Origin of the sequence: Aequorivita sp. H23M31, from assembly GCF_004022485.1 — a bacterium.
In the GTDB taxonomy this organism is placed as follows: domain Bacteria; phylum Bacteroidota; class Bacteroidia; order Flavobacteriales; family Flavobacteriaceae; genus Aequorivita; species Aequorivita ciconiae.
Genome location: NZ_CP034951.1, coordinates 1,587,314 through 1,606,941, shown reverse-complemented (window position 1 = coordinate 1,606,941; position 19,628 = coordinate 1,587,314). Strand labels below are relative to the sequence as shown.

15 protein-coding genes and 3 tRNA genes are annotated in these 19,628 nt (G+C 38.2%); 7 read left to right on the top strand and 11 right to left on the bottom strand.

What is annotated here, in order from left to right; genetic code table 11:
• The first annotated feature begins 2 nt into the window (after positions 1 to 2).
• Entirely contained in the window at positions 3 to 686 is a 684-nt protein-coding gene (locus EI546_RS07075) for a response regulator (protein WP_128249887.1), read from the top strand.
• A 161-nt stretch (positions 687 to 847) separates the two neighbouring features.
• Here the strand turns inward: EI546_RS07075 and EI546_RS07070 are convergent, their stop codons facing one another.
• The 9 genes from EI546_RS07070 to EI546_RS07030 form a co-directional block, all read right to left on the bottom strand.
• The gene (locus EI546_RS07070; RefSeq protein ID WP_128249886.1) at positions 848 to 1,132 is read right to left on the bottom strand and encodes a GIY-YIG nuclease family protein; all 285 of its coding nucleotides are present in this window, start codon (positions 1,130 to 1,132) and stop codon (positions 848 to 850) included.
• A gap of 88 nt (positions 1,133 to 1,220) precedes the next feature.
• Positions 1,221 to 1,505, bottom strand: coding sequence for a GIY-YIG nuclease family protein (locus tag EI546_RS07065; RefSeq protein WP_128249885.1), 285 nt, complete (start codon positions 1,503 to 1,505; stop codon positions 1,221 to 1,223).
• 33 nt (positions 1,506 to 1,538) lie between these two features.
• Positions 1,539 to 1,612, bottom strand: a tRNA-Arg gene (locus EI546_RS07060).
• A 44-nt stretch (positions 1,613 to 1,656) separates the two neighbouring features.
• Positions 1,657 to 1,731: transfer RNA gene (locus EI546_RS07055), tRNA-Pro, on the bottom strand.
• Positions 1,732 to 2,764: 1,033 nt separating this feature from the next.
• A tRNA-Ser gene (locus tag EI546_RS07050) sits at positions 2,765 to 2,848 on the bottom strand.
• A gap of 152 nt (positions 2,849 to 3,000) precedes the next feature.
• Positions 3,001 to 4,170 carry a class I SAM-dependent methyltransferase gene (locus EI546_RS07045; RefSeq protein WP_128249884.1) on the bottom strand — a complete coding sequence of 390 codons (1,170 nt, stop codon included), beginning with the start codon at positions 4,168 to 4,170 and terminating at the stop codon, positions 3,001 to 3,003.
• Between the two features lie 3 nt (positions 4,171 to 4,173).
• A complete protein-coding gene (locus tag EI546_RS07040; RefSeq protein ID WP_317127449.1) occupies positions 4,174 to 5,268 on the bottom strand; it encodes an AI-2E family transporter in 1,095 nt (364 codons plus the stop codon).
• A gap of 214 nt (positions 5,269 to 5,482) precedes the next feature.
• Positions 5,483 to 6,139: a DUF4159 domain-containing protein gene (locus EI546_RS07035; RefSeq protein ID WP_128249883.1), complete on the bottom strand. Its 657-nt coding sequence runs from the start codon at positions 6,137 to 6,139 to the stop codon at positions 5,483 to 5,485.
• Positions 6,140 to 6,264: 125 nt separating this feature from the next.
• Positions 6,265 to 7,131: a TolB-like translocation protein gene (locus EI546_RS07030; protein ID WP_128249882.1), complete on the bottom strand. Its 867-nt coding sequence runs from the start codon at positions 7,129 to 7,131 to the stop codon at positions 6,265 to 6,267.
• Between the two features lie 508 nt (positions 7,132 to 7,639).
• Here EI546_RS07030 and EI546_RS07025 point away from each other — a divergent pair.
• The 5 genes from EI546_RS07025 to EI546_RS07005 all read left to right on the top strand — a co-directional run bounded on the left by EI546_RS07025 (position 7,640) and on the right by EI546_RS07005 (position 15,627).
• The gene (locus EI546_RS07025; protein ID WP_128249881.1) at positions 7,640 to 8,923 is read left to right on the top strand and encodes a T9SS type A sorting domain-containing protein; all 1,284 of its coding nucleotides are present in this window, start codon (positions 7,640 to 7,642) and stop codon (positions 8,921 to 8,923) included.
• Positions 8,924 to 9,276: 353 nt separating this feature from the next.
• The gene (locus tag EI546_RS07020) at positions 9,277 to 11,418 is read left to right on the top strand and encodes a S46 family peptidase (protein ID WP_128249880.1); all 2,142 of its coding nucleotides are present in this window, start codon (positions 9,277 to 9,279) and stop codon (positions 11,416 to 11,418) included.
• A gap of 176 nt (positions 11,419 to 11,594) precedes the next feature.
• Positions 11,595 to 13,094, top strand: a complete 1,500-nt coding sequence (locus tag EI546_RS07015; RefSeq protein WP_128249879.1) for an MDR family MFS transporter — start codon at positions 11,595 to 11,597, stop codon at positions 13,092 to 13,094.
• Positions 13,095 to 13,434: 340 nt separating this feature from the next.
• The gene (locus EI546_RS07010; protein WP_240673181.1) at positions 13,435 to 14,508 is read left to right on the top strand and encodes an AOC03_06830 family ribosome hibernation factor; all 1,074 of its coding nucleotides are present in this window, start codon (positions 13,435 to 13,437) and stop codon (positions 14,506 to 14,508) included.
• 243 nt (positions 14,509 to 14,751) lie between these two features.
• Entirely contained in the window at positions 14,752 to 15,627 is an 876-nt protein-coding gene (locus EI546_RS07005) for a DUF808 domain-containing protein (protein ID WP_128249878.1), read from the top strand.
• Positions 15,628 to 15,727: 100 nt separating this feature from the next.
• Here EI546_RS07005 and EI546_RS07000 read toward each other — a convergent pair whose 3' ends face one another.
• Positions 15,728 to 16,276: a type 1 glutamine amidotransferase domain-containing protein gene (locus EI546_RS07000; protein WP_128249877.1), complete on the bottom strand. Its 549-nt coding sequence runs from the start codon at positions 16,274 to 16,276 to the stop codon at positions 15,728 to 15,730.
• 243 nt (positions 16,277 to 16,519) lie between these two features.
• Entirely contained in the window at positions 16,520 to 16,897 is a 378-nt protein-coding gene (locus EI546_RS06995) for a LysM peptidoglycan-binding domain-containing protein (RefSeq protein WP_128249876.1), read from the bottom strand.
• Between the two features lie 305 nt (positions 16,898 to 17,202).
• Here EI546_RS06995 and EI546_RS06990 point away from each other — a divergent pair, with 305 nt between their 5' ends.
• Positions 17,203 to 19,605: a TonB-dependent receptor gene (locus tag EI546_RS06990; RefSeq protein ID WP_128249875.1), complete on the top strand. Its 2,403-nt coding sequence runs from the start codon at positions 17,203 to 17,205 to the stop codon at positions 19,603 to 19,605.
• Positions 19,606 to 19,628 lie beyond the last annotated feature (23 nt).

The window sequence follows — 19,628 nt, the reverse complement described above, 5'->3', positions numbered from 1 at the left end:
AAATGGAAAATAAAAATATTTCGGTTCTCCTCATAGACGACCATCCTTTAATTTTGGACGCCTATAGGACGGCTTTTGATTATTACAGCACGCAAAATAGTTCTATTTCGTTTTCTATATATACGGCAGAAGATTGTGATGAGGGTATTAAGATGATAAATTCGTTTTCTTCGGAAAAGAAAATATTGGATATCGTTTTCTTGGATATTATGCTCCCTTCGTCCAAGGATGGGAAGATTCTTTCGGGAGAGGATTTGGGTCTAATAATTCGAAAGTTGTTGCCAAACACCAAAATTATAGTTGCTACTACCCTTAATGACAATTATCGAGTGCATAGTATTTTTAAGAGTTTGGATCCCGATGGATTTTTGATAAAAAATGATATAAACGCAAAGGAACTTATTGAAACAATTGATGTGCTCCTCAATGACCCACCTTATTATAGTAGAACGGTATTGAAGTTACTTCGAAAACACGTGGCAAACGATTTTCTGTTGGATAATATTGATAGAAGGATTTTATATGAATTATCCATCGGCACAAAAATGAAAGATCTCCCGGATATTTTACCGCTATCCATCGCTGGGATCGAAAAGAGAAAGCGCCAGCTTAAACACATCTTTAATATGGATAGCCTGGATGACCGAGAATTACTTGCTATTGCCAGAAATAAGGGTTTTATATAAAACTTAAGTTTTGTTTATTGGCCGGGAGATCCTGAAAGGAATCTACTTTGTAAAATTCTTTTTGTAAAACAACCGCTCAAGTAGGGAATTGTCTGTTATTGCATAAGCCCCGAGATTTCGGAGAAACCTTCGACCGTCCCGAGCTTGCCTCGGGATGCTCCCTACACGTCCGTACCGTTCGGTATTGGCGGGTATCCCGCTGAGCTTATTAAGTTTTGAATGAACTTTACAGACTTTTTTCTTTTAATGTACAACTCCCGAGTATATGCTTCCGATTTGGTGCGGAATCTTTCGGTATATTTTATTTCCCAATCTTTGGCTTTTGAGGTAAAGCCCGAATGATTGGAAAGATGTTTTCTTAAACGTTCTTCAATCGGTTCTCCCGTATGGCCAATATAATATCGGTTTATTGCGCTAGAATATAATATGTAGACATAGTATTGCATACAAAAAATCCCCTGAAAAGAGGGGATCATCTGTGATCGCAGAAGGATTCGAACCTTCGACCGTCCCGAGCTTGCCTCGGGATGCTCCCTACCCGTCCGTACCGTTCGGTATTGGCGGATATCCCGCTGAGCTTATTAAGTTTTGAATGAATTTTACAGACTTTTTTCTTTTAATGTACAACTCCCGAGTATATGCTTCCGATTTGGTGCGGAATCTTTCGGTATATTTTATTTCCCAATCTTTGGCTTTTGAGGTAAAGCCCGAATGATTGGAAAGATGTTTTCTTAAACGTTCTTCAATCGGTTCTCCCGTATGGCCAATATAATATCGGTTTATTGCGCTAGAATATAATATGTAGACATAGTATTGCATACAAAAAATCCCCTGAAAAGAGGGGATTATCTGTGATCGCAGAAGGATTCGAACCTTCGACCGCCTGCTTAGAAGGCAGGTGCTCTATCCAGCTGAGCTATGCGACCATTGAAAATAAAAAGCCGAACAATATTAATTGTCCGGCTTCTTGTCGGGGTGGCAGGATTCGAACCTGCGACCTCCTGCTCCCAAAGCAGGCGCGATAACCGGGCTACGCTACACCCCGAAGTACTTTCAACTTCTTGCGATTCGTTAACTGCGACCTTCCCGATGCAAAATCGGGACGCGATAACCGGGCTACGCTACACCCCGAAGTACTTTCAACTTCTTGCGATTCGTTAACTGCGATCTTCCCGATGCAAAATCGGGACGCGATAACCGGGCTACGCTACACCCCGAAGTACTTTCAACTTCTTGCGATTCGTTAACTGCGATCTTCCCGATGCAAAATCGGGACGCGATAACCGGGCTACGCTACACCCCGAAGTACTTTCAACTTCTTGCGATTCGTTAACTGCGATCTTCCCGATGCAAAATCGGGACGCGATAACCGGGCTACGCTACACCCCGAAGTACTTTCAACTTCTTGCGATTCGTTAACTGCGATCTTCCCGATGCAAAATCGGGACGCGATAACCGGGCTACGCTACACCCCGAAGTACTTTCAACTTCTTGCGATTCGTTAACTGCGATCTTCCCGATGCAAAATCGGGACGCGATAACCGGGCTACGCTACACCCCGAAGTACTTTCAACTTCTTGCGATTCGTTAACTGCGATCTTCCCGATGCAAAATCGGGACGCGATAACCGGGCTACGCTACACCCCGAAGTACTTTCAACTTCTTGCGATTCGTTAACTGCGATCTTCCCGATGCAAAATCGGGACGCGATAACCGGGCTACGCTACACCCCGAAGTACTTTCAACTTCTTGCGATTCGATAACTGCGATCTTCCCGATGCAAAATCGGGACGCGATAACCGGGCTACGCTACACCCCGAAGTACTTTCAACTTCTTGCGATTCGATAACTGCGATCTTCCCGATGCAAAATCGGGACGCGATAACCGGGCTACGCTACACCCCGAAGTACTTTCAACTTCTTGCGATTCGATAACTGCGATCTTCCCGATGCAAAATCGGGACGCGATAACCGGGCTACGCTACACCCCGAAAAAGTTTTTTAGAACTTTATCAACCTTAACAAAAAAACAAATTCTAAATCCGGCAACTTAGAATGCTTCCTGTTTTATGTCAATGCGGAGAGACAGGGACTCGAACCCTGGCGACGGTTACCCGTCGACAGATTAGCAATCTGCTCCGTTACCACTCCGGCACCTCTCCAATTTTTTATGAACGTATCGCTTTAAATTGCGGTTGCAAATGTAGCTCTTCAATTGTAATAACGCAAACAAAAAATAGTCTTTTTTATAGATAAATCTCAAAGGCATTAAAATCAATCAAGTGGAGTATAATATTATCCATTCAGAGGTGCTTTACAATTTAGAGCAAACAATCATTATCTTCTTATCTTCCAAATTGGTTGTAAAGAAAAGATAGATGTTTCCGCCATCTGCTATTTTCCATTTTTTACGAATCGTGGCAACCGATTCAGGAAAGTTTCTAATGGCGATATTGGCTTTCTCAAAAGATAATGCCGCCCGCATTTCAGATTTGGTGTAGGGAACCATTTTTTCAATTAAAAACTTTCGACCGGGGAAATCTTTTAATGCTTGGCTTGTATAAAGATGCGTATTTTTATGAAGTTTATGCAACTCTAGTTTTTCAGAAAGTAAATTGAATGCTCCACTCTTTAAAATGGCAGTATTGGGTTCATATAGATATTTTTGTGGCAAACTGTATGAAGCTTCTGAAGTTTGGTTCCAAGTAAATTGAAATTTTTCTATTGCTGATTTTGTAAAATTGACCGTATAAATTTTTAATGGTTCTTCATAATCTTTTCTAAGAAGCCACAATAATTCCTTTACTTCATTTTCAACAGCTACAATATGTATTTCAGATACACCCTTCAATTCATTTAGACCAACCGAAATGTCCAACATCGGAGAGGTCTTTAGTAGAAAAATATCACAGTGATTTAATACTTCATAAATATTTTCTGGAATATTGGGCTGGCAATCTTTCAGGAAAAAGACCTTTCCTTTACTTTCGTGACGACGGGATGGATCGGAATAGATTACGTCATATTTATTTTTTAAAATGTTATTCAGTCCGTCTTCCGTTGAACAACGAACATTTAATCTATTCAAAACCTTAAAATTATGTTGAGCTATCTCTGAAAGCTCGGTATTAATTTCAAAATGAAAGACTTCTTCAAAGTTTTCGGAGAAGAAAAAGCTATCTACACCAAACCCGCCGGTGATATCTGCTATAGTTTTTCCACTTATCATAGAAGCCTTGTATTTTCCAGTAATTTCCGATGAGGTTTGCTCTAGATTGAGCATTGGTGGATACAATATGTTTGACGATCCAAACCATGTGGGCAATTTTTTTTCCACTTTTCTTCTGCTCTCAATTTGCTGAACTAATTCTTGGATGGAAACATTTTTAAAGGGACTTTTCACGAATGCGAGCTTGAACAAATCGCCATCATAAGACGTTATAAAATCCTGTACTTCGCTATTTAAAAGTTTTTTATTAAGCAATTATTAGAGGTTTCGGGTAAGGTGTTTTACCACTTTGTGTTCTGAGAGGAACTCCTTGGCAATTACTTTTATACTTGTATAGGTAGGTACAGCCAAAACCATTCCTATGATACCGAACAAAAAGCCACCGATCAAAATAACCATAAATATTTCCAATGGATGTGATCGCACGCTTCTCCCAAAGATCACAGGTTGGGAGATCAGATTATCAAAAAGTTGTGCAATGGCATAGCCAATGGATGCTATTAATAGTAGAGGAAGAAGTCCGGTTGAAAAATCGGCGCCGAGATTGTTGGACACTATTACCAAGAGCATAAGTGCCCAGCCTATTAGTGGCCCCAAGTAGGGGATAATGTTAAGGAAGGCACAGATGAGGGCAACGGCAATGGCATCTTCAACCTCCAAATATAGAAGGAGAACGGAATAAAATAAAACCAGAATCGTCATTTGGAGCAGAAGACCGATAAAATAACGCGATAAAAGCTCGTTTATCTTTAACAGAACCCGTTTGTACTTTTCCTCATCACCTGTTCGAGATAGAGTTAGCACGCTCCGGGCGAGAAGGCTTTCATCCTTGAGAAGGAAAAATAGAATGAAAAGTACCGCAAAAATTCCAACAACAAGGCTTCCAATACTTCCAAAGAGAATCTGCAGAAAACTAGGTATTAATTCAACATTGAAATTTTGGACATATGAGGAACGTTTAAACGCCTCTACCAATTGAAAGTGGTCTACTCCCAGGTAATCACTGGCTTGAATGTTTAACTCGTTTAGATCCTGCTTTACCTGATTGAAATCAATTTTTGAAATATGTTTTCCCTGTTCAATAATTACTGGTATAAAAATACTCAGCAGTAATGCTAAACCCCCTAAAATCAAAAGCAATGTGGTAACCGAGGCCAACGCATTCCCAAACTTACAACGATGTTTTAAAAATTGGACTACGGGACGTCCTATAAGTGAAAGTACTAGGGCAAGACCGATAAAGAGAATCAGTTCTTGTATTTGATACAGAAACCACAACAAAATAACAATCCCGGCCATTATGGCCACGGCTCTTAGGATACCAAGAGTAATTGCTTTTGCTCTGTTTCTCACTTGGTAAATATACTATATTCCAAGATGTCAATAATAAAAGTTATGTTAAGGACATCGATGCAAATTTCATCGGGGTTTCGCCACTCAAATTTACTCAATCATAACAATTTTTGGTTTTTGAGTTTAAAATTTGGGGTTATCTCAGCCTTCCCTTAATATATAGGCTCTGAAATGGTCTAAGAATGAAGTTTGGAATATGGCTGATTTCCAAAGACTAATTCTCAAATACGTATTTTACCAAATTGGCGCCCATTTGCAAAGCTTTTAATCTTACTTCTGGAGGATCGTTATGAACTTCTGGATTTTCCCATCCATCGCCAAGGTCGGTTTCATAGGTATAGACCAAAACCAATCTGTCCTCTACGTAGATTCCGAACGCTTGCGGCGGCAGTCCATCATGTTCGTGTATTTTTGGCAAGCCTTGAGGGAATTTATAGAAATAATTAAAGATCGGATGGTTGGCAGGCAGCTCTTTTAATTCCTTGTTAGGAAATATTTTTACAATTTCCTTTCGGATATATTGGTCCATTCCATAGTTGTCATCTATATGAAGAAAACCGCCACTTATCAGATATTTCCGCAGGTTTTCAGCTTCCTCAGGAGAAAAATAAACATTTCCATGACCCGTCATATGCACAAATGGATAATCAAAAAGATCTACACTTCCCGGAGTAACAGTTTCTGGTTTCTCCTGAATGGCCGTGTCGATATTCTGGTTGCAGAATTTTATAAGGTTGGGAAGGGAAGTAGGATTCGCATACCAATCGCCACCTCCGCCATAATGCAAAAGCGCTATCTCTTGTGCTGAAAGATTTCCAGTTCCAAAAAGCAAGGTAATACTAAATGAAAATAAACAGACTAATTTGCGCATATCGTCCAAAAGTACAGATTTAAGCGTAATAATGGTTTGATATTTTTAATGAGATGGAACCTTAATGTTTGCAGACTTAAGTAAAGAATAAAAACAGAATGTATAAAACTTCTTTATAAGAATTTCTAATTTTCTGCTGCAACAAGAGCTAGCTTTTTCCCGTCCGGACTTATTGCCATTCGGGTGATATCATTTATTTCATATTCTTCCAAGGAAGCCACTCTATTCCATTCAGATGTTCCCAAGGTATCATAAATATAAAGTTTGCTTCCTTTTCCCGTTAAAATTTGTGTGTCGTTTAGCCAAACATAATCCTGGGTTCCAGAAGGTAACTCACATATAAAAAAACTTTCCTTTAAATTCATATCCAATACATATAAATCCAGATTTTTATCCTCATTTACCAGGGTATACGACATTGAATTGTTACCAGGAATTTTTTGTAAAGATCTTCCTGCATTTTCCAATAAGGTATCCGTGGATTTTGTTTTTAAGTTAACCAGAACCAAATCCATAATGTCGCCGGATAGAACCGTGGCCAGCATTTTCTCATTGTTATAAAAGGCAAAATATGCCACTTGGAGATTTTCTATTATTTCGTTAGAGACACCTGTTTCGGAATTATATCTGTATAATCTTTGTTTTCCATCCGTATCTAACCTCACCGCCGCTACATCATTGCTTGTAGGAAATTTTTGGGGAGAATATTCGCTTCCTTCAGTATCATTACAAATCCATTTTTCTGTTTTGGTAGTTAGGTTGTATTCCGCAATATCCGTTTGACCCTCATTATTTTTAGCAAAAACGACTACTTCATTGGAAATAAAGGACGGTTGATTGTTATAACCTTTGTTATTGGAGATGTTTTGAGCATTCATCACGTCTAAACCTCCGTATGATGGAGCAATATCAAAAACATAAACTTCCGTATTGTCCTGGGAAAATATAAATCCGCAGCATAAGATGAAAAATGTGAAAACAAGCTTATTCATTATCATTAGAATTTTGGTCAAAAATAGCAAACTTTGAGCCAAAGCAGAATGAAGATGGAAATGGGAAAATGTGATTTCAAACTTATGATTTTCTTGAAGATCTATTGCAAATTAAAAACCTTACTACTTTTAACAAAATAGGAAAATGCTTGTTATAAATGGCTCTTAGTAGGAATGAATTAAATACGGCGCAAGGGCGCGCCACGCGTTGGATATGGCTGTGAACTTGTGTTACCGTCCACAACCATTTCCCAATAAAACGGGGCGGATTGAATATTTGGTTGAACTTTATAATGAAAACAAAGCACCCTTATTAAAATGAGGATTTATTTCCAAAGAATAATATAATGAAGGCTTTTTAATACAGCTGGGGTCTAAAAGGAAGATATATTTTAAACTCTATTCTTATCCAATTGGGTGAGAATTATTTTAACTGGCTATAGTCAGGTCATATTTCAAAGAATAAGTAAATTCGTGGAATTGAGAATTTAACCCAAAATTATTTAAAATGAACAAATCTTTACTTATCCCCGTATTTATCTTTTTATTAAGTGCTTTTACCTTATCGGCCCAATGGCAGCCAACTGGATTTAACCAATCCACTTGGATATTGTGTCAAACTGCAAACGGCAACCTCCTTTCGGCAAATGATGTCTACCCTGATATGGGAGGAATTTTTATCTCTGTAGATGAAGGGGTGTCTTGGGAAGATACCCAAGCAGAAAATTATTCATATACAGCCCATTTGGTTGACCAAGAAAGTGTTTATATGGGCGGGGTAGCAGGGAATGTTGCCATTTCCCACGATAATGGTGCTACTTGGAATACTTCAAGTTTTGGCACCTTGTTTCCGGACTCTTTACCAGATGACGCTATTTACGCCATGACAAAACACAATGATAGGATCTACGCCTCACTTTTTGCTTATGGAGTAGTATATTCGACTGACCAAGGTGCGTCCTGGATCCTTACGGATCGCAATTCTCTTCTTGATCCTATCGATCCGGAGAACGGCGGACAGTGGACCTATAATCTTGTTAGTTTTAACGGAAATCTCTATAACATTGGAGCCTTTGGAATTTGGGAGTACGATGAAATTGAGGATCTATGGACCATGGTGGACGATACTTGGTATGGTAGCGAATCTTTAATTGTGGACGATGTACTCTACGTGGTCTATAATGCTTCGGGAATACCCGCTGGCATTAGATATACAACCAACCTTCTAGATTGGGATGTAATGCCGCTTCCGTCAGGTGTCTCTACAAGTGTCCGAACTTTGGAATATTATAGAGGAGCGTTTTTTATGGGACACGTAAATGAAGCAGTGTTCTATAGTGTCGATGATGGACAAACATGGAATGAATACAGAGAGGATTTTCCCGCATTTTCACCTATTCCCGAAGTTAATCTCTACGGAGTTCCTATGAATTTTGTTTTTTCCGGAGATACAATGTTTGCTGGAGTCTATTCCGCTATTGAAGGAGTGGGCGGTGTTTATAAGGTACCAGTACCTGCCGATGTTATGGCAGTTGGTGATATGCAAATATCCTTACATACCGTAGTTTATCCCAACCCCGCAACTGATTTAATATCCTTTCAATTTGCCCAGCCGATCGAGGGTATTTTAACAATTACAGACTTAATGGGAAGGATGATTTTCCAAGAAAATTTACAAAATAAGAATAGTATCTCTATTGACCTTAATGCTCAAGAGTGGTCCACGGGTCTTTATCTTTATTCTGTGCGAGCCGGAGCATCCACGGACTTTGGGAAATTTATAATCAGATAGATCCCCTTACGTCTCGAAGACCAATATATGAACAATAAAGAATCATTGTCATTATTGTTAATTTGCCTAACCCTTCCAGCGTTTCAAACGCTGGGAGGATTTATTTTTGAAAGGTAATGTTGGAATGATTCGGAATGGTAATAGTTCAGTTTGATCATTTTTGATTTGATAATGATTATCCATCCCTGCCTTTAAATTCCTTTTTTTGAAAAAAGGAGAGAACCTCCTACTACCGCACTTATCAAACTTTCCTTTTAAATTCCTGAATAATATCGAGTATATTTACGCCCCAATAATTTGACTGTGTAAATACGGTCGTCATTAAATTATCCTTAATTACAAACTCTCTATTGATGAAAAAATTTATTATTTGTTTTATCCTTGCCGTATTTGCCATTCCCGTAAATGCGAACGAAGGTATGTGGTTTTTAATGCATATAAAACGACTGAACTATGTCGATATGCAAAAAATGGGGCTTCAACTTACCCCCGAAGAAATTTATAGTGTAAATAACGCTAGTCTAAAAGATGCCATAGTTCAATTTGGCGGCGGATGTACTGCCGAAATTATTTCCGATAAAGGATTGGTGCTTACCAATCATCACTGTGGATATGGCGCAATCGCTGAACTTTCAACAGCTGAAAATGATTACTTAACAAACGGATTCTGGGCAAAAAACTTAAAAGAGGAGTTGAAGCCAAAAAGTCTCTCCGTTCGGTTTTTTGTAAGAATGGACGATGTGTCAAAACGTATTCTTGGGCGTGTAAACGATCAAATGACCGAACTAGAGCGCGAGGCTGCCATCAATCAGGAAATTTCAAAAATTGAAATGGAAAATAATGAAGATGGAAAATATACTGTTTCAGTAAAATCTTTTTATAACGGAAATGAATTCTATTATTTCGTTTACCAAGACTTTAACGATGTTCGTTTGGTGGGAACTCCTCCAAAGAGTATCGGAAAATTTGGTGGCGATACCGACAATTGGGAATGGCCGAGACACACTGGCGACTTTTCGCTGTTTAGAGTATATGCTGATAAAGACGGAAATCCAGCGGAATATTCTGAAGATAATGTGCCTTTGAAACCAAAGTATCATTTAACCACAAGCCTTAAAGGTTTTGAGGATAACGACTTCGCCATGATTTTGGGCTACCCAGGAAGAACCAATAGATGGATGCCTGGCGCAGGAATCGAGCAAAATGTAAACTATGCGTATCCAGCTTGGGTAGAAGCTTCTAGAACTTCTATGAACGTGATGGAAAAGTATATGAAAAAGGATCAACAGGTAAACCTTGATTACGCTTCAAGTTATGCGAGCATTGCCAACTACTGGAAAAACCGTCAGGGTATGATCGATGCCTTAAAACAACATGAAACGGCACAGACCAAATATAAGGATGAAGAAAGTTTCCAAGAATGGGCTTCTAAGAAAGGAAATGAAAAGTATGCCGATGTAATGAATACCATTAACGATTACTATAAGAAAACCAACGAAATAAGCCGACACAATAATTATTTAAGTCTTCTGCTTCGTACGCGTTCGGCAGTAATTCCTTATCGTTTGGGTAAAGAGTTGGAATATTATATGGATCAAAATGAAGCTAAGCAGGCCGAGTTGAAACCTAAGTTTGAAGAAGGTATTGAAAGTATGTACGATGGTCTTTATCTTCCCTTGGAAAGAGATATGCTTGCCGCACAATTGGATCTTTATTCCAGAAAGGCAAAAAATCCTGCTCCATTAGTGGCCAAGATTGCTGCGGGTAATAAAAAGGGCGTTGAAGGATGGCAGAGTTATCTTGAAACTGCGTTCAAAAAAAGCATCTTTGCCTCAAAAGAAAAGCTTAATGCATTTTTGGAAAAACCAGATGCAGAGGTTTTGAAGAATGATCCACTTTATTTATTATCTCAAGATCTTCTGGATAGGTACCGTTACAAATCTGAGGAAGAAAAGCAATGGGATAACGATTTTCAACGTGCATACAGATTGATGGTACAGGGAATGAGAACTCAAAATCCGGATAAGAAATACTATCCAGATGCCAACAGTACATTAAGACTTACCTATGGAAAAATAAATTCCCTTCCAGCCGATAAGCGAAATGATGCAAAGGAAAATTATTACACTACCCTAAAAGGAACCGTTGCGAAATATCAGCCGGGTGATGCCGAATTTGATATGCCCAAAAAACTAATCGACCTTTATGAGAAGAAAGATTTTGGACAATATGCTGACAAAGACGGTTATTTGCCGGTCAACTTTTTGTCTGATAACGACATTACAGGAGGAAATTCAGGTTCCCCAGTATTAAACGGAAAAGGAGAGTTGATAGGAATTGCTTTTGATGGAAATATCGAAGCTATGGCCGGTGATGTTATTTTTGACGATCAACTTCAGCGTTGTATAAATGTTGACATTCGGTATGTGCTGTTCTTAATAGACAAACTAGCTGGAGCAGGTCATATTATTGATGAGCTTACATTAGTGAAATAAGAGATTTAGAAGAAATATCTCCTTCTTTAAAAATCAAAATCCCATAATTCCTTTTTATTCGGAATTGTGGGATTTTTATTTTTTGTTGATACGTTTTATTAAGATAAACATAAGATTTATATCTAAAAACCATTTAAGGAAAACCATACCTTTGCCAAAAAACTTAGGAAAGAGAAATGCAGGAAAAACCAGTGAAAAAAATGCGTCGGGACTATATCCTGATTGCACTGATGCTCACTATGAGTTTGGCAGCTATGGATAGCACAATTGTTGCCACTGCCATTCCGCAAATTGTTGGCGATCTAGGGGGTTTCTCAATGTTCAGCTGGCTGTTTTCTATCTATCTTCTCATCCAAACTATCACCATTCCCGTTTATGGGAAATTGGCGGATATCTATGGCCGCAAACCAATATTGATTGTTGGTATTATCATTTTCGTAGTGGGTTCCGCAACTTGCGCTGCAGCTTGGAATATGTATTCCTTGATAGCTTTTCGAGGTGTCCAGGCGGTTGGAGCCGGTGCTATTATGGCAACGGTCAATACAATTGCCGGAGATATCTACACTATAAAACAGCGTGCCAAAATTCAGGGATGGCTTTCCAGTGTATGGGGAGTTTCCGCAATTTTAGGACCAGCCATTGGAGGAGCTTTGGCAGATTATGCCTCCTGGAGATGGATATTCTTGATCAATATTCCAATGGGTGCAGCTTCCATTGCATTGATAGCCTATTTTCTACACGAAGACAAAACCACCAAACGCCATAAAATTGATTGGGCAGGTGCAGGAGCAATGCTTATCACCGGAAGTGTAATCATGTTTGGACTTTTGCAAGGAGGACAATCCTGGCCATGGTTTTCGTGGAATACCTTATTGATCGTTGCTATAGGTGCGGTAATGATTTATATCACTGTCCGAATTGAACGCCGTGCGGACGAACCCATTCTACCAAGTTGGGTGTGGAAACGGAGAGTAATTTTGGGAGCGAATTTGGCAACTATCGGTATGGGAGTGGCCACTATGGGACCTAATATGTATCTTCCGGTTTTTGCCCAATCTGTTACGGGAGTGGGGGCAATGGCTGCAGGTTTTATCTTGGCAAGTATGAGTATCACTTGGCCTCTTTCCTCTGCCCTTTCAGGAAATCTATACCTGCGTATTGGATTTAGAAATACTGCTCTCTGCGGAATTTTAATAGTAATTATCGGAGCTTCCAGTTTTCTCTTTTTACCATTTCCCGGCTCAGTTTGGTTTTTAGTGGCAGTACAAATGACCTTGGGTGCAGGTTTTGGTTTAATTACTACACCTCTGCTGGTAGGAATCCAGTCAACAGTGGAGTGGGGGCAAAGAGGAGTTGTAACCGGCACAAGTATGTTTTCCAGATATTTTGGTCAGAGTATTGGTGCTGCGGTATTTGCAGCTATTTTTAATTCCGTACTTACCGATAAAATTAACGGGGCACCTACTAGTTTAAAATCCGAATTGCCTGGCGTAAACAAGGTTGTGGAAGTGCTCCAATCCCATAACTCCGTTTCAGATGTCAACTTGTATCTTCGGGAGACCTTTTTCGATGCTACCCACTATGTATATTTAGGAATGGTGGTTGCAGGTATTATTACTCTAATCATTTTATTGCTCACTCCATCCAAATTTCCCGTTCTCAAGGATAAGCATTAGCATATTCATTTGAAGTTTGGGATAAGGATTTTGTAAGTCAAACTTCTTCATCTTAACTTTTAAGGAAGACAACCTTTTACGGATCTTACAAGGGAACTATTCTTTTATGTCATTGAAATTGCTCCTATAATCTTCACTTCCTAAAACAATAAACAGGTAAAATTATTAATTCAGTGCCCTATTTTTCAGGTTCTTTTATAAAATGTTTAACCTTTTTCAATGAGATAAATCATAGTTATCCAATGACGATTTGAGTATGTTTGAAGGAGAGATATAAATTTCTTATTTGAATGCTGGATCTGCATTCGCTAACATATTAGTAATCAAAAATTAGATAATAATGAATTTGACCTTAAAAGAACTGAAAAACATCCATTCCGAAAATTGCATTACCATTATAATGACAACCCATCGGACCAAACCAGATTATTTAAATGATCCGTTACGGTTAAAAAACCTTATTAAAGAGGTGGAAACAAGATTAATGGCTGATACGGATAAGAAAAACGCAGCGAAATTATTGGAAAGAGTAAATAAATTGGCAGATTCCATTGATCACAGTCAAAATTTAGAAAGTTTGATGCTTTTTGTGAATGAGGATGTTGCAGAATATACTCGCTTGCCCATAAAAGTGGAGGACCGTGTGGTTATTGATGAAACCTTTGCCACCCGCGATCTTATTCGTTCTATGCATTTAGAAACCCATTATTATATTTTGGTTCTAAGTCAGGAAAAAATCCGCCTGATTGAAGCTATGAATAACAAAGCAATTAAGGAGGTCGGAAAACCTTTCCCGATTGAAAACACGCAGTTTTTCTCTAAAAATAGAGCAGCAAATGCCATTGCATCAAAACAAACTAATTTGATAGCCGAATTTTTTAATCAAGCCGATAAGGACGTGAATGCGCAGAGAAAGTCGAATCCACTTCCAGTTTTTATTTGTGCGCTTGAGGAAAACCACAATGAATATTTGAAAATAGCGGATTTAAAAGATTCTATTTTTGACGTATTCTTGGATAAAAATAAGATTAATGATCCTGTTCATTCCATCGTTGAGGATTCTTGGGCCGTGGTAAAAAATTACGTAATTGAAAAGAACAATAACCGTAAAGAAGAACTGAAAAAGGCCGTAGGTGAAAATAAATTCCTAAGCGATACCAATGAAATTTGGAGAGCAATTTCCGAAGGAAAAATTCAAACTCTTTTTATTGAACAAGGACGCTTTCAACCGGCAGTAATGAACAATGGCGAAATTGAATATGTGTCTGACGATAGACGAAATGACACAGGAGTTATTGACGATATTTATGATGAAATGATTGAAGCCAATATGGATTTTGGCGGAGACGTTGTTTTTCTTCCCAAGGGTGAACTTGATAAATTCAACGGCTTTGGCGCAATAACCAGATATTAGTATTTATCGAATTACAAGTTCTTTATCAGCCTTGCTTTAAATTTCTTTTCTACCTGGATTGAAATAAGCAAGGCTGATTTGTTAGTATGATTGAAGTCTGAACGTAGGCATGTTTGCGAAAATAATGGATATCTGATAACGATTCTTTTTAACGGATTCATGAACCCAAAATGTTAAATCGCTCCATATACTAAAATCTATTTAAAACTACTTGCCTATTTTTGATGATTCCAAAAGAAAAATATGGCTTCAGGAATATTCGCCGTTTTAGATGATATAGCAGCAATTATGGACGACGTAGCCATGATGAGCAAAGTTGCGGCGAGAAAAACCGCAGGAATTTTAGGTGATGATTTAGCGGTTAATGCCGAGAAGGCATCAGGCTTTGCTTCTTCTCGTGAACTTCCGGTATTATGGGCAATTTCAAAAGGCTCATTGCTAAACAAAGTAGTTATCCTTCCCATTGCATTCTTATTAACGGCCTTTTTGCCCGTGGCAATCACGGTGATTTTGATTTTGGGAGGAATCTATTTGGCATATGAAGGGGCGGAGAAAATCTTTCATTTTTTCTTTCCTGATAAATTGGATGTGCCTTCCAAATTTAAAGAAGGAATTACCGAAACCGAAATATTGGAAATAGAAAAGGGGCGGGTAAAGGCGGCAATTGTTACGGATTTTATTCTGTCTATTGAAATCGTAATTATAGCTCTAGGGAGTGTAGTGGGCAAGCCATTGTTATCTCAGATAATCGTGGTCAGTTTTATTGCCTTGTTGGCAACTGTAGGGGTTTATGGCATTGTTGCCCTAATTGTACGTATGGATGAGGCAGGCTATAAATTAATTGAAAGTAGTAAGAAAAAGAAAGGATTCATTGTTTGGTTCGGAAATCTTTTGGTAAATGCTTTGCCCTATGTAATAAGAGCATTGAGCGTAATAGGTACCATTGCCTTGATATTTGTATCAGGGGGAATCTTCGTTCATAATCTGGATTTCTTTCATAATTTGTTTCCCTCGTGGCCTTCTTTACTTCTTGAATTTACTGTGGGTCTTATTATAGGCTTTATTGCTCTGTTCATAGTTTTGGGTGCCAAGTGGGTCTGGAAAAAGTTTAGATCATAATCTGGAAATGATAAAATTTCTATGATGAAATTGGTCTTAAATACAAAAAGATTTAGCCGAATGGGCTAAATCTTTTTGAATATATTTCATTTATTACAAATTACGCGTGTTGTCGCTCATGCTTTCCTTCTTTAATCTCCTCAATTAATTTTTTGTTGAAGGCCGGCAGGTCATCGGGATTTCTGCTTGTTACAAATCCCTGATCTACGACAACTTCCTTGTCGACCCAATTGGCTCCTGCATTTTCCAGATCTTTTCTGATCGATTTGTATGAGGTCATCTTTCTCCCCTTTACCACTTCTGCATTGATCAGTGACCATGGTCCGTGGCAAATAGCGGCAACCGGTTTATGTTCTTTAAAAAAGGCTTGGATAAATTTAATGGCGTCCTCATTGATTCTTAATTTATCAGGATTTAAAACTCCTCCTGGCAGCATCAAGGCATTATAATCTTGGGCGTTTACTTCATCTAAAGTTTTATCTACATTATATTCGTTGCTCCAATCGCCGTTGCTCCAAGATTTTATTTTTCCGCTCTTGGGACTCACAATATCCACTTCAAAACCCTCATTTTCCATTGCTTCTTTTGGAGATTTCAATTCGCTTTCCTCAAATCCGTCTGTTGCCAAAATGGCTACTCTCTTTTTCATATTAGTTATATTTTAGTTATACTTTTTTTGTTATTTCCAAAGTTAAAGAACACCCTTGCGTTTTGGTACTAACAAAATTATAAACCTCAGAACTATAGAGTTAAAAAGCCCTTAAGACGAGGCTTAAGGAAAAATCCATATTATTCACGACGTTCCATTGGAACAAAAAAGCAGAATTTTGATAAATTCTGCTCAATGCGTATTCTAAATAAAATAGAAAATTATAATCTTCAATAAATAATATTAGAGATTTGGAATTACCAATTCATCACCGGGATGGATTAAATCTGCCGATTTCAGTTTGTCTTTATTCGCTTCATAAATTTTGTTGTATTTGCCCGCGTCGCCATAATATTGTTTTGCGATTTTGCTCAGGCTCTCTCCGCTTTTAACGGTATGGTGGGCAAGTGCGGAAGTGTCGGAAACTTTAATATCCGCGACAATATCCGATGGATTTTCTCCACCTGCGCGTTTGATAGCGTCCCAAAGCTGGTTTTTCTCATATTGATTTTTTACGGTTCCTGACAATTTCAGTTTTCCGTTCTCTTCTTGAACGTCCAATTCCCGCATATATAATTTACTCGCTAGAACTAAGACATCCTGATATTTTGATTTGACCATTTTGTTTAAATTTTAAAGTTAAAAAATAAAGATACGGCTAACTTGAAATAAATTATATTTATTAGAAAAACTTTAGGAAAATCATTAAGTTTAATTTGTACATAACCTACCCTTTCACATCATTCCCCTATTTCTATTTTTCTTCAGATATTTTTATAAAAGTAAATTTCATAATCACTCGTAATGAGCGTGATTATGTAAATTTGTCTTTTTATTTTATTTTCAAACAATGAACTCAAGACTTTAAATGTTATTGAAATATTGAAAGTCATAACTCCAAAATTCTTATAACCATTTTACGTAAAATGATAAAACATTCCCTACTTTGTTTATTTCTCCTCTGCAATCTTGGAATTTTCGCCCAAACCATTATCATAAAAGATCAAAAAACCAATGAACCTATTGAACTGGCAACATTGTCAAGCGGTACACGACTTTTTGCTACCACAAATAATGAAGGTCAGGCGGACATTTCCAAATTTAAAGATGTTTCACAAATTGAAATTAGAAGTCTCGGTTATAAAACGGTCGTTAGAAGTTATGAGGAATTGAAAATAGATGGTTTTGTATTACCTCTACAACCTACCAATCTAAACCTGGATGAGGTGGTAATTTCCGCTTCCAAATGGAGACAGAGTAGTGATGATGTTCCGGCAAAGGTAATTTCTATTAGTCCCAAGGAAATCGAATTGCAAAATCCGCAAACCGCAGCCGACCTTTTAGGAATTTCGGGAAAGGTTTTTATTCAGAAAAGTCAACAAGGAGGAGGGAGTCCGATGATTCGTGGATTCTCAACCAGCCGACTTCTATATTCTGTCGATGGTGTACGTATGAATACTGCCATATTCCGTTCAGGAAATTTACAGAATGTTATTAACCTAGATCCTTTCGTCATGGAAAATACCGAGGTGGTTTTTGGACCAGGTTCTGTCGTTTATGGAAGTGATGCCATTGGAGGTGTTATGAGTTTTCTTACATTGACTCCACAGTTCTCATTGACGGCCTCACCTTTGATAACTGGAAAAGCTACGGCACGTTATTCCTCTGCAAATAAAGAGAAAACCGGACATTTTGATGTGAACGTTGGTTTTAAAAATTGGAGTTTCTTGACGAGCATTAGTTCTTGGGATTTTGATAACCTTCGTCAAGGAAGTCACGGCCCAGACGATTATATCCGCGATTACCACGTACAGCGTCAAAATGGGACAGACGTTGTGATTACCAATGATGATAAGTTGTTGCAAATTCCTTCGGCTTATTCGCAGATAAATATGATGCAAAAAGTCAGGTTTCAGCCTAATGAAAAATTTGATTTCCAATACGGATTTCACTACTCAGAAACTTCGGAATATGGACGTTATGATCGTCACCAACGCGTAAAAAATGGAACTGCACGTTATGCCGAATGGAATTACGGTCCACAAATATGGATGATGAACAATTTAGGTATTTCTTATAATGAATCCACCTCAATTTTTGATCAGATGAATATTCGTCTGGCACACCAATGGTTTGAAGAGAGCCGTATCGATCGAACATTAAACAAATCTGATAGGAGTATAAATGAAGAGGAAGTAAGTGCCTTTTCGTTCAATGCCGATTTTATAAAATCGACAAGCGGAAAAAACACCCTTTTCTACGGAATTGAATATGTTTTGGATGATGTGAAATCGGTTGGTAAAATAACAGATGTTACCACTGGAATAACCGAAGCAGGACCATCGCGCTACCCAAAAAGTACTTGGCAGTCAATTGCGGCCTATGTTACGGATGAATATAAAATGACCGATCGCTTTACCCTAAGTGCTGGCGCTCGTTACAATCAGATTATTCTTGATTCTGAATTTGACACTACTTTTTACCCTTTTCCTTTTACGGAAGCAAAATTGAACAATGGCGCGCTAACAGGAAGTTTAGGAGGAGTCTATAGGCCTAGTGATACTTGGGTTCTAAGTACCAATTTGGGTACTGCCTTTCGAGCTCCAAATGTCGATGATGTTGGAAAGGTTTTCGATTCCGCTCCAGGGCAAGTAGTCGTTCCAAATCCTGATCTTAAACCAGAATATGCATATAACGCAGACCTTGGCGTGGCAAAAGTGATTGCAGATGTTATAAAAATCGATGTAACAGGGTATTATACCCATTTAAAAAATTCCATGTTGCGTCGAGATTATAAACTTAACGGTCAGGATAGTATTATGTACCAAGGAGAAATGAGTAAAATACAAGCTATCCAAAACTCCGCTGTTGCTAATGTTTATGGTATTCAGGCCGGAGTTGAGATTAAACTTCCGCAAGGTTTCGGATTAAGTACGGATGTAAATTTCCAAAAAGGAAAAGAGGAACTTGAAAATGGCGACACTAGTCCGATGAGACACGCAGCACCGTTCTTCGGAATTTCACGATTAAACTATAATGCCGAAAAATTGAGTATGGAATTCAATTTTGTTTTTAATGGAAAAAGAGATTTTGACGACATGCCAAATGGTGAAAAGAGTAAAAAGGAAATATATGCACTTGACGAAAATGGAAATATATATTCTCCAGCTTGGTACACCCTTAATTTTAAAGGCCTTTACAAACTCAGCAACTCTATCGATTTAACTGCAGGAATTGAAAACTTGACAGATCAAAGATACAGACCATATGCTTCAGGAATTTCGGGAGCTGGCAGAAATTTTATTATGGCACTTACCGCTCATTTTTAATATTTGAAACACTTGAACAAGTT

Bases quoted from the DNA above. Each gene is read 5' to 3' on its own strand.
- EI546_RS07075 (WP_128249887.1), top strand. From the start codon at position 3: ATGGAAAATAAAAATATTTCGGTTCTCCTCATAGACGACCATCCTTTA.
- EI546_RS07070 (WP_128249886.1), bottom strand. From the start codon at position 1,132: ATGCAATACTATGTCTACATATTATATTCTAGCGCAATAAACCGATAT.
- EI546_RS07065 (WP_128249885.1), bottom strand. From the start codon at position 1,505: ATGCAATACTATGTCTACATATTATATTCTAGCGCAATAAACCGATAT.
- EI546_RS07035 (WP_128249883.1), bottom strand. From the start codon at position 6,139: ATGCGCAAATTAGTCTGTTTATTTTCATTTAGTATTACCTTGCTTTTT.
- EI546_RS07030 (WP_128249882.1), bottom strand. From the start codon at position 7,131: ATGAATAAGCTTGTTTTCACATTTTTCATCTTATGCTGCGGATTTATA.
- EI546_RS07025 (WP_128249881.1), top strand. From the start codon at position 7,640: ATGAACAAATCTTTACTTATCCCCGTATTTATCTTTTTATTAAGTGCT.
- EI546_RS07020 (WP_128249880.1), top strand. From the start codon at position 9,277: ATGAAAAAATTTATTATTTGTTTTATCCTTGCCGTATTTGCCATTCCC.
- EI546_RS07015 (WP_128249879.1), top strand. From the start codon at position 11,595: ATGCAGGAAAAACCAGTGAAAAAAATGCGTCGGGACTATATCCTGATT.
- EI546_RS07010 (WP_240673181.1), top strand. From the start codon at position 13,435: ATGAATTTGACCTTAAAAGAACTGAAAAACATCCATTCCGAAAATTGC.
- EI546_RS07005 (WP_128249878.1), top strand. From the start codon at position 14,752: ATGGCTTCAGGAATATTCGCCGTTTTAGATGATATAGCAGCAATTATG.
- EI546_RS07000 (WP_128249877.1), bottom strand. From the start codon at position 16,276: ATGAAAAAGAGAGTAGCCATTTTGGCAACAGACGGATTTGAGGAAAGC.
- EI546_RS06995 (WP_128249876.1), bottom strand. From the start codon at position 16,897: ATGGTCAAATCAAAATATCAGGATGTCTTAGTTCTAGCGAGTAAATTA.
- EI546_RS06990 (WP_128249875.1), top strand. From the start codon at position 17,203: ATGATAAAACATTCCCTACTTTGTTTATTTCTCCTCTGCAATCTTGGA.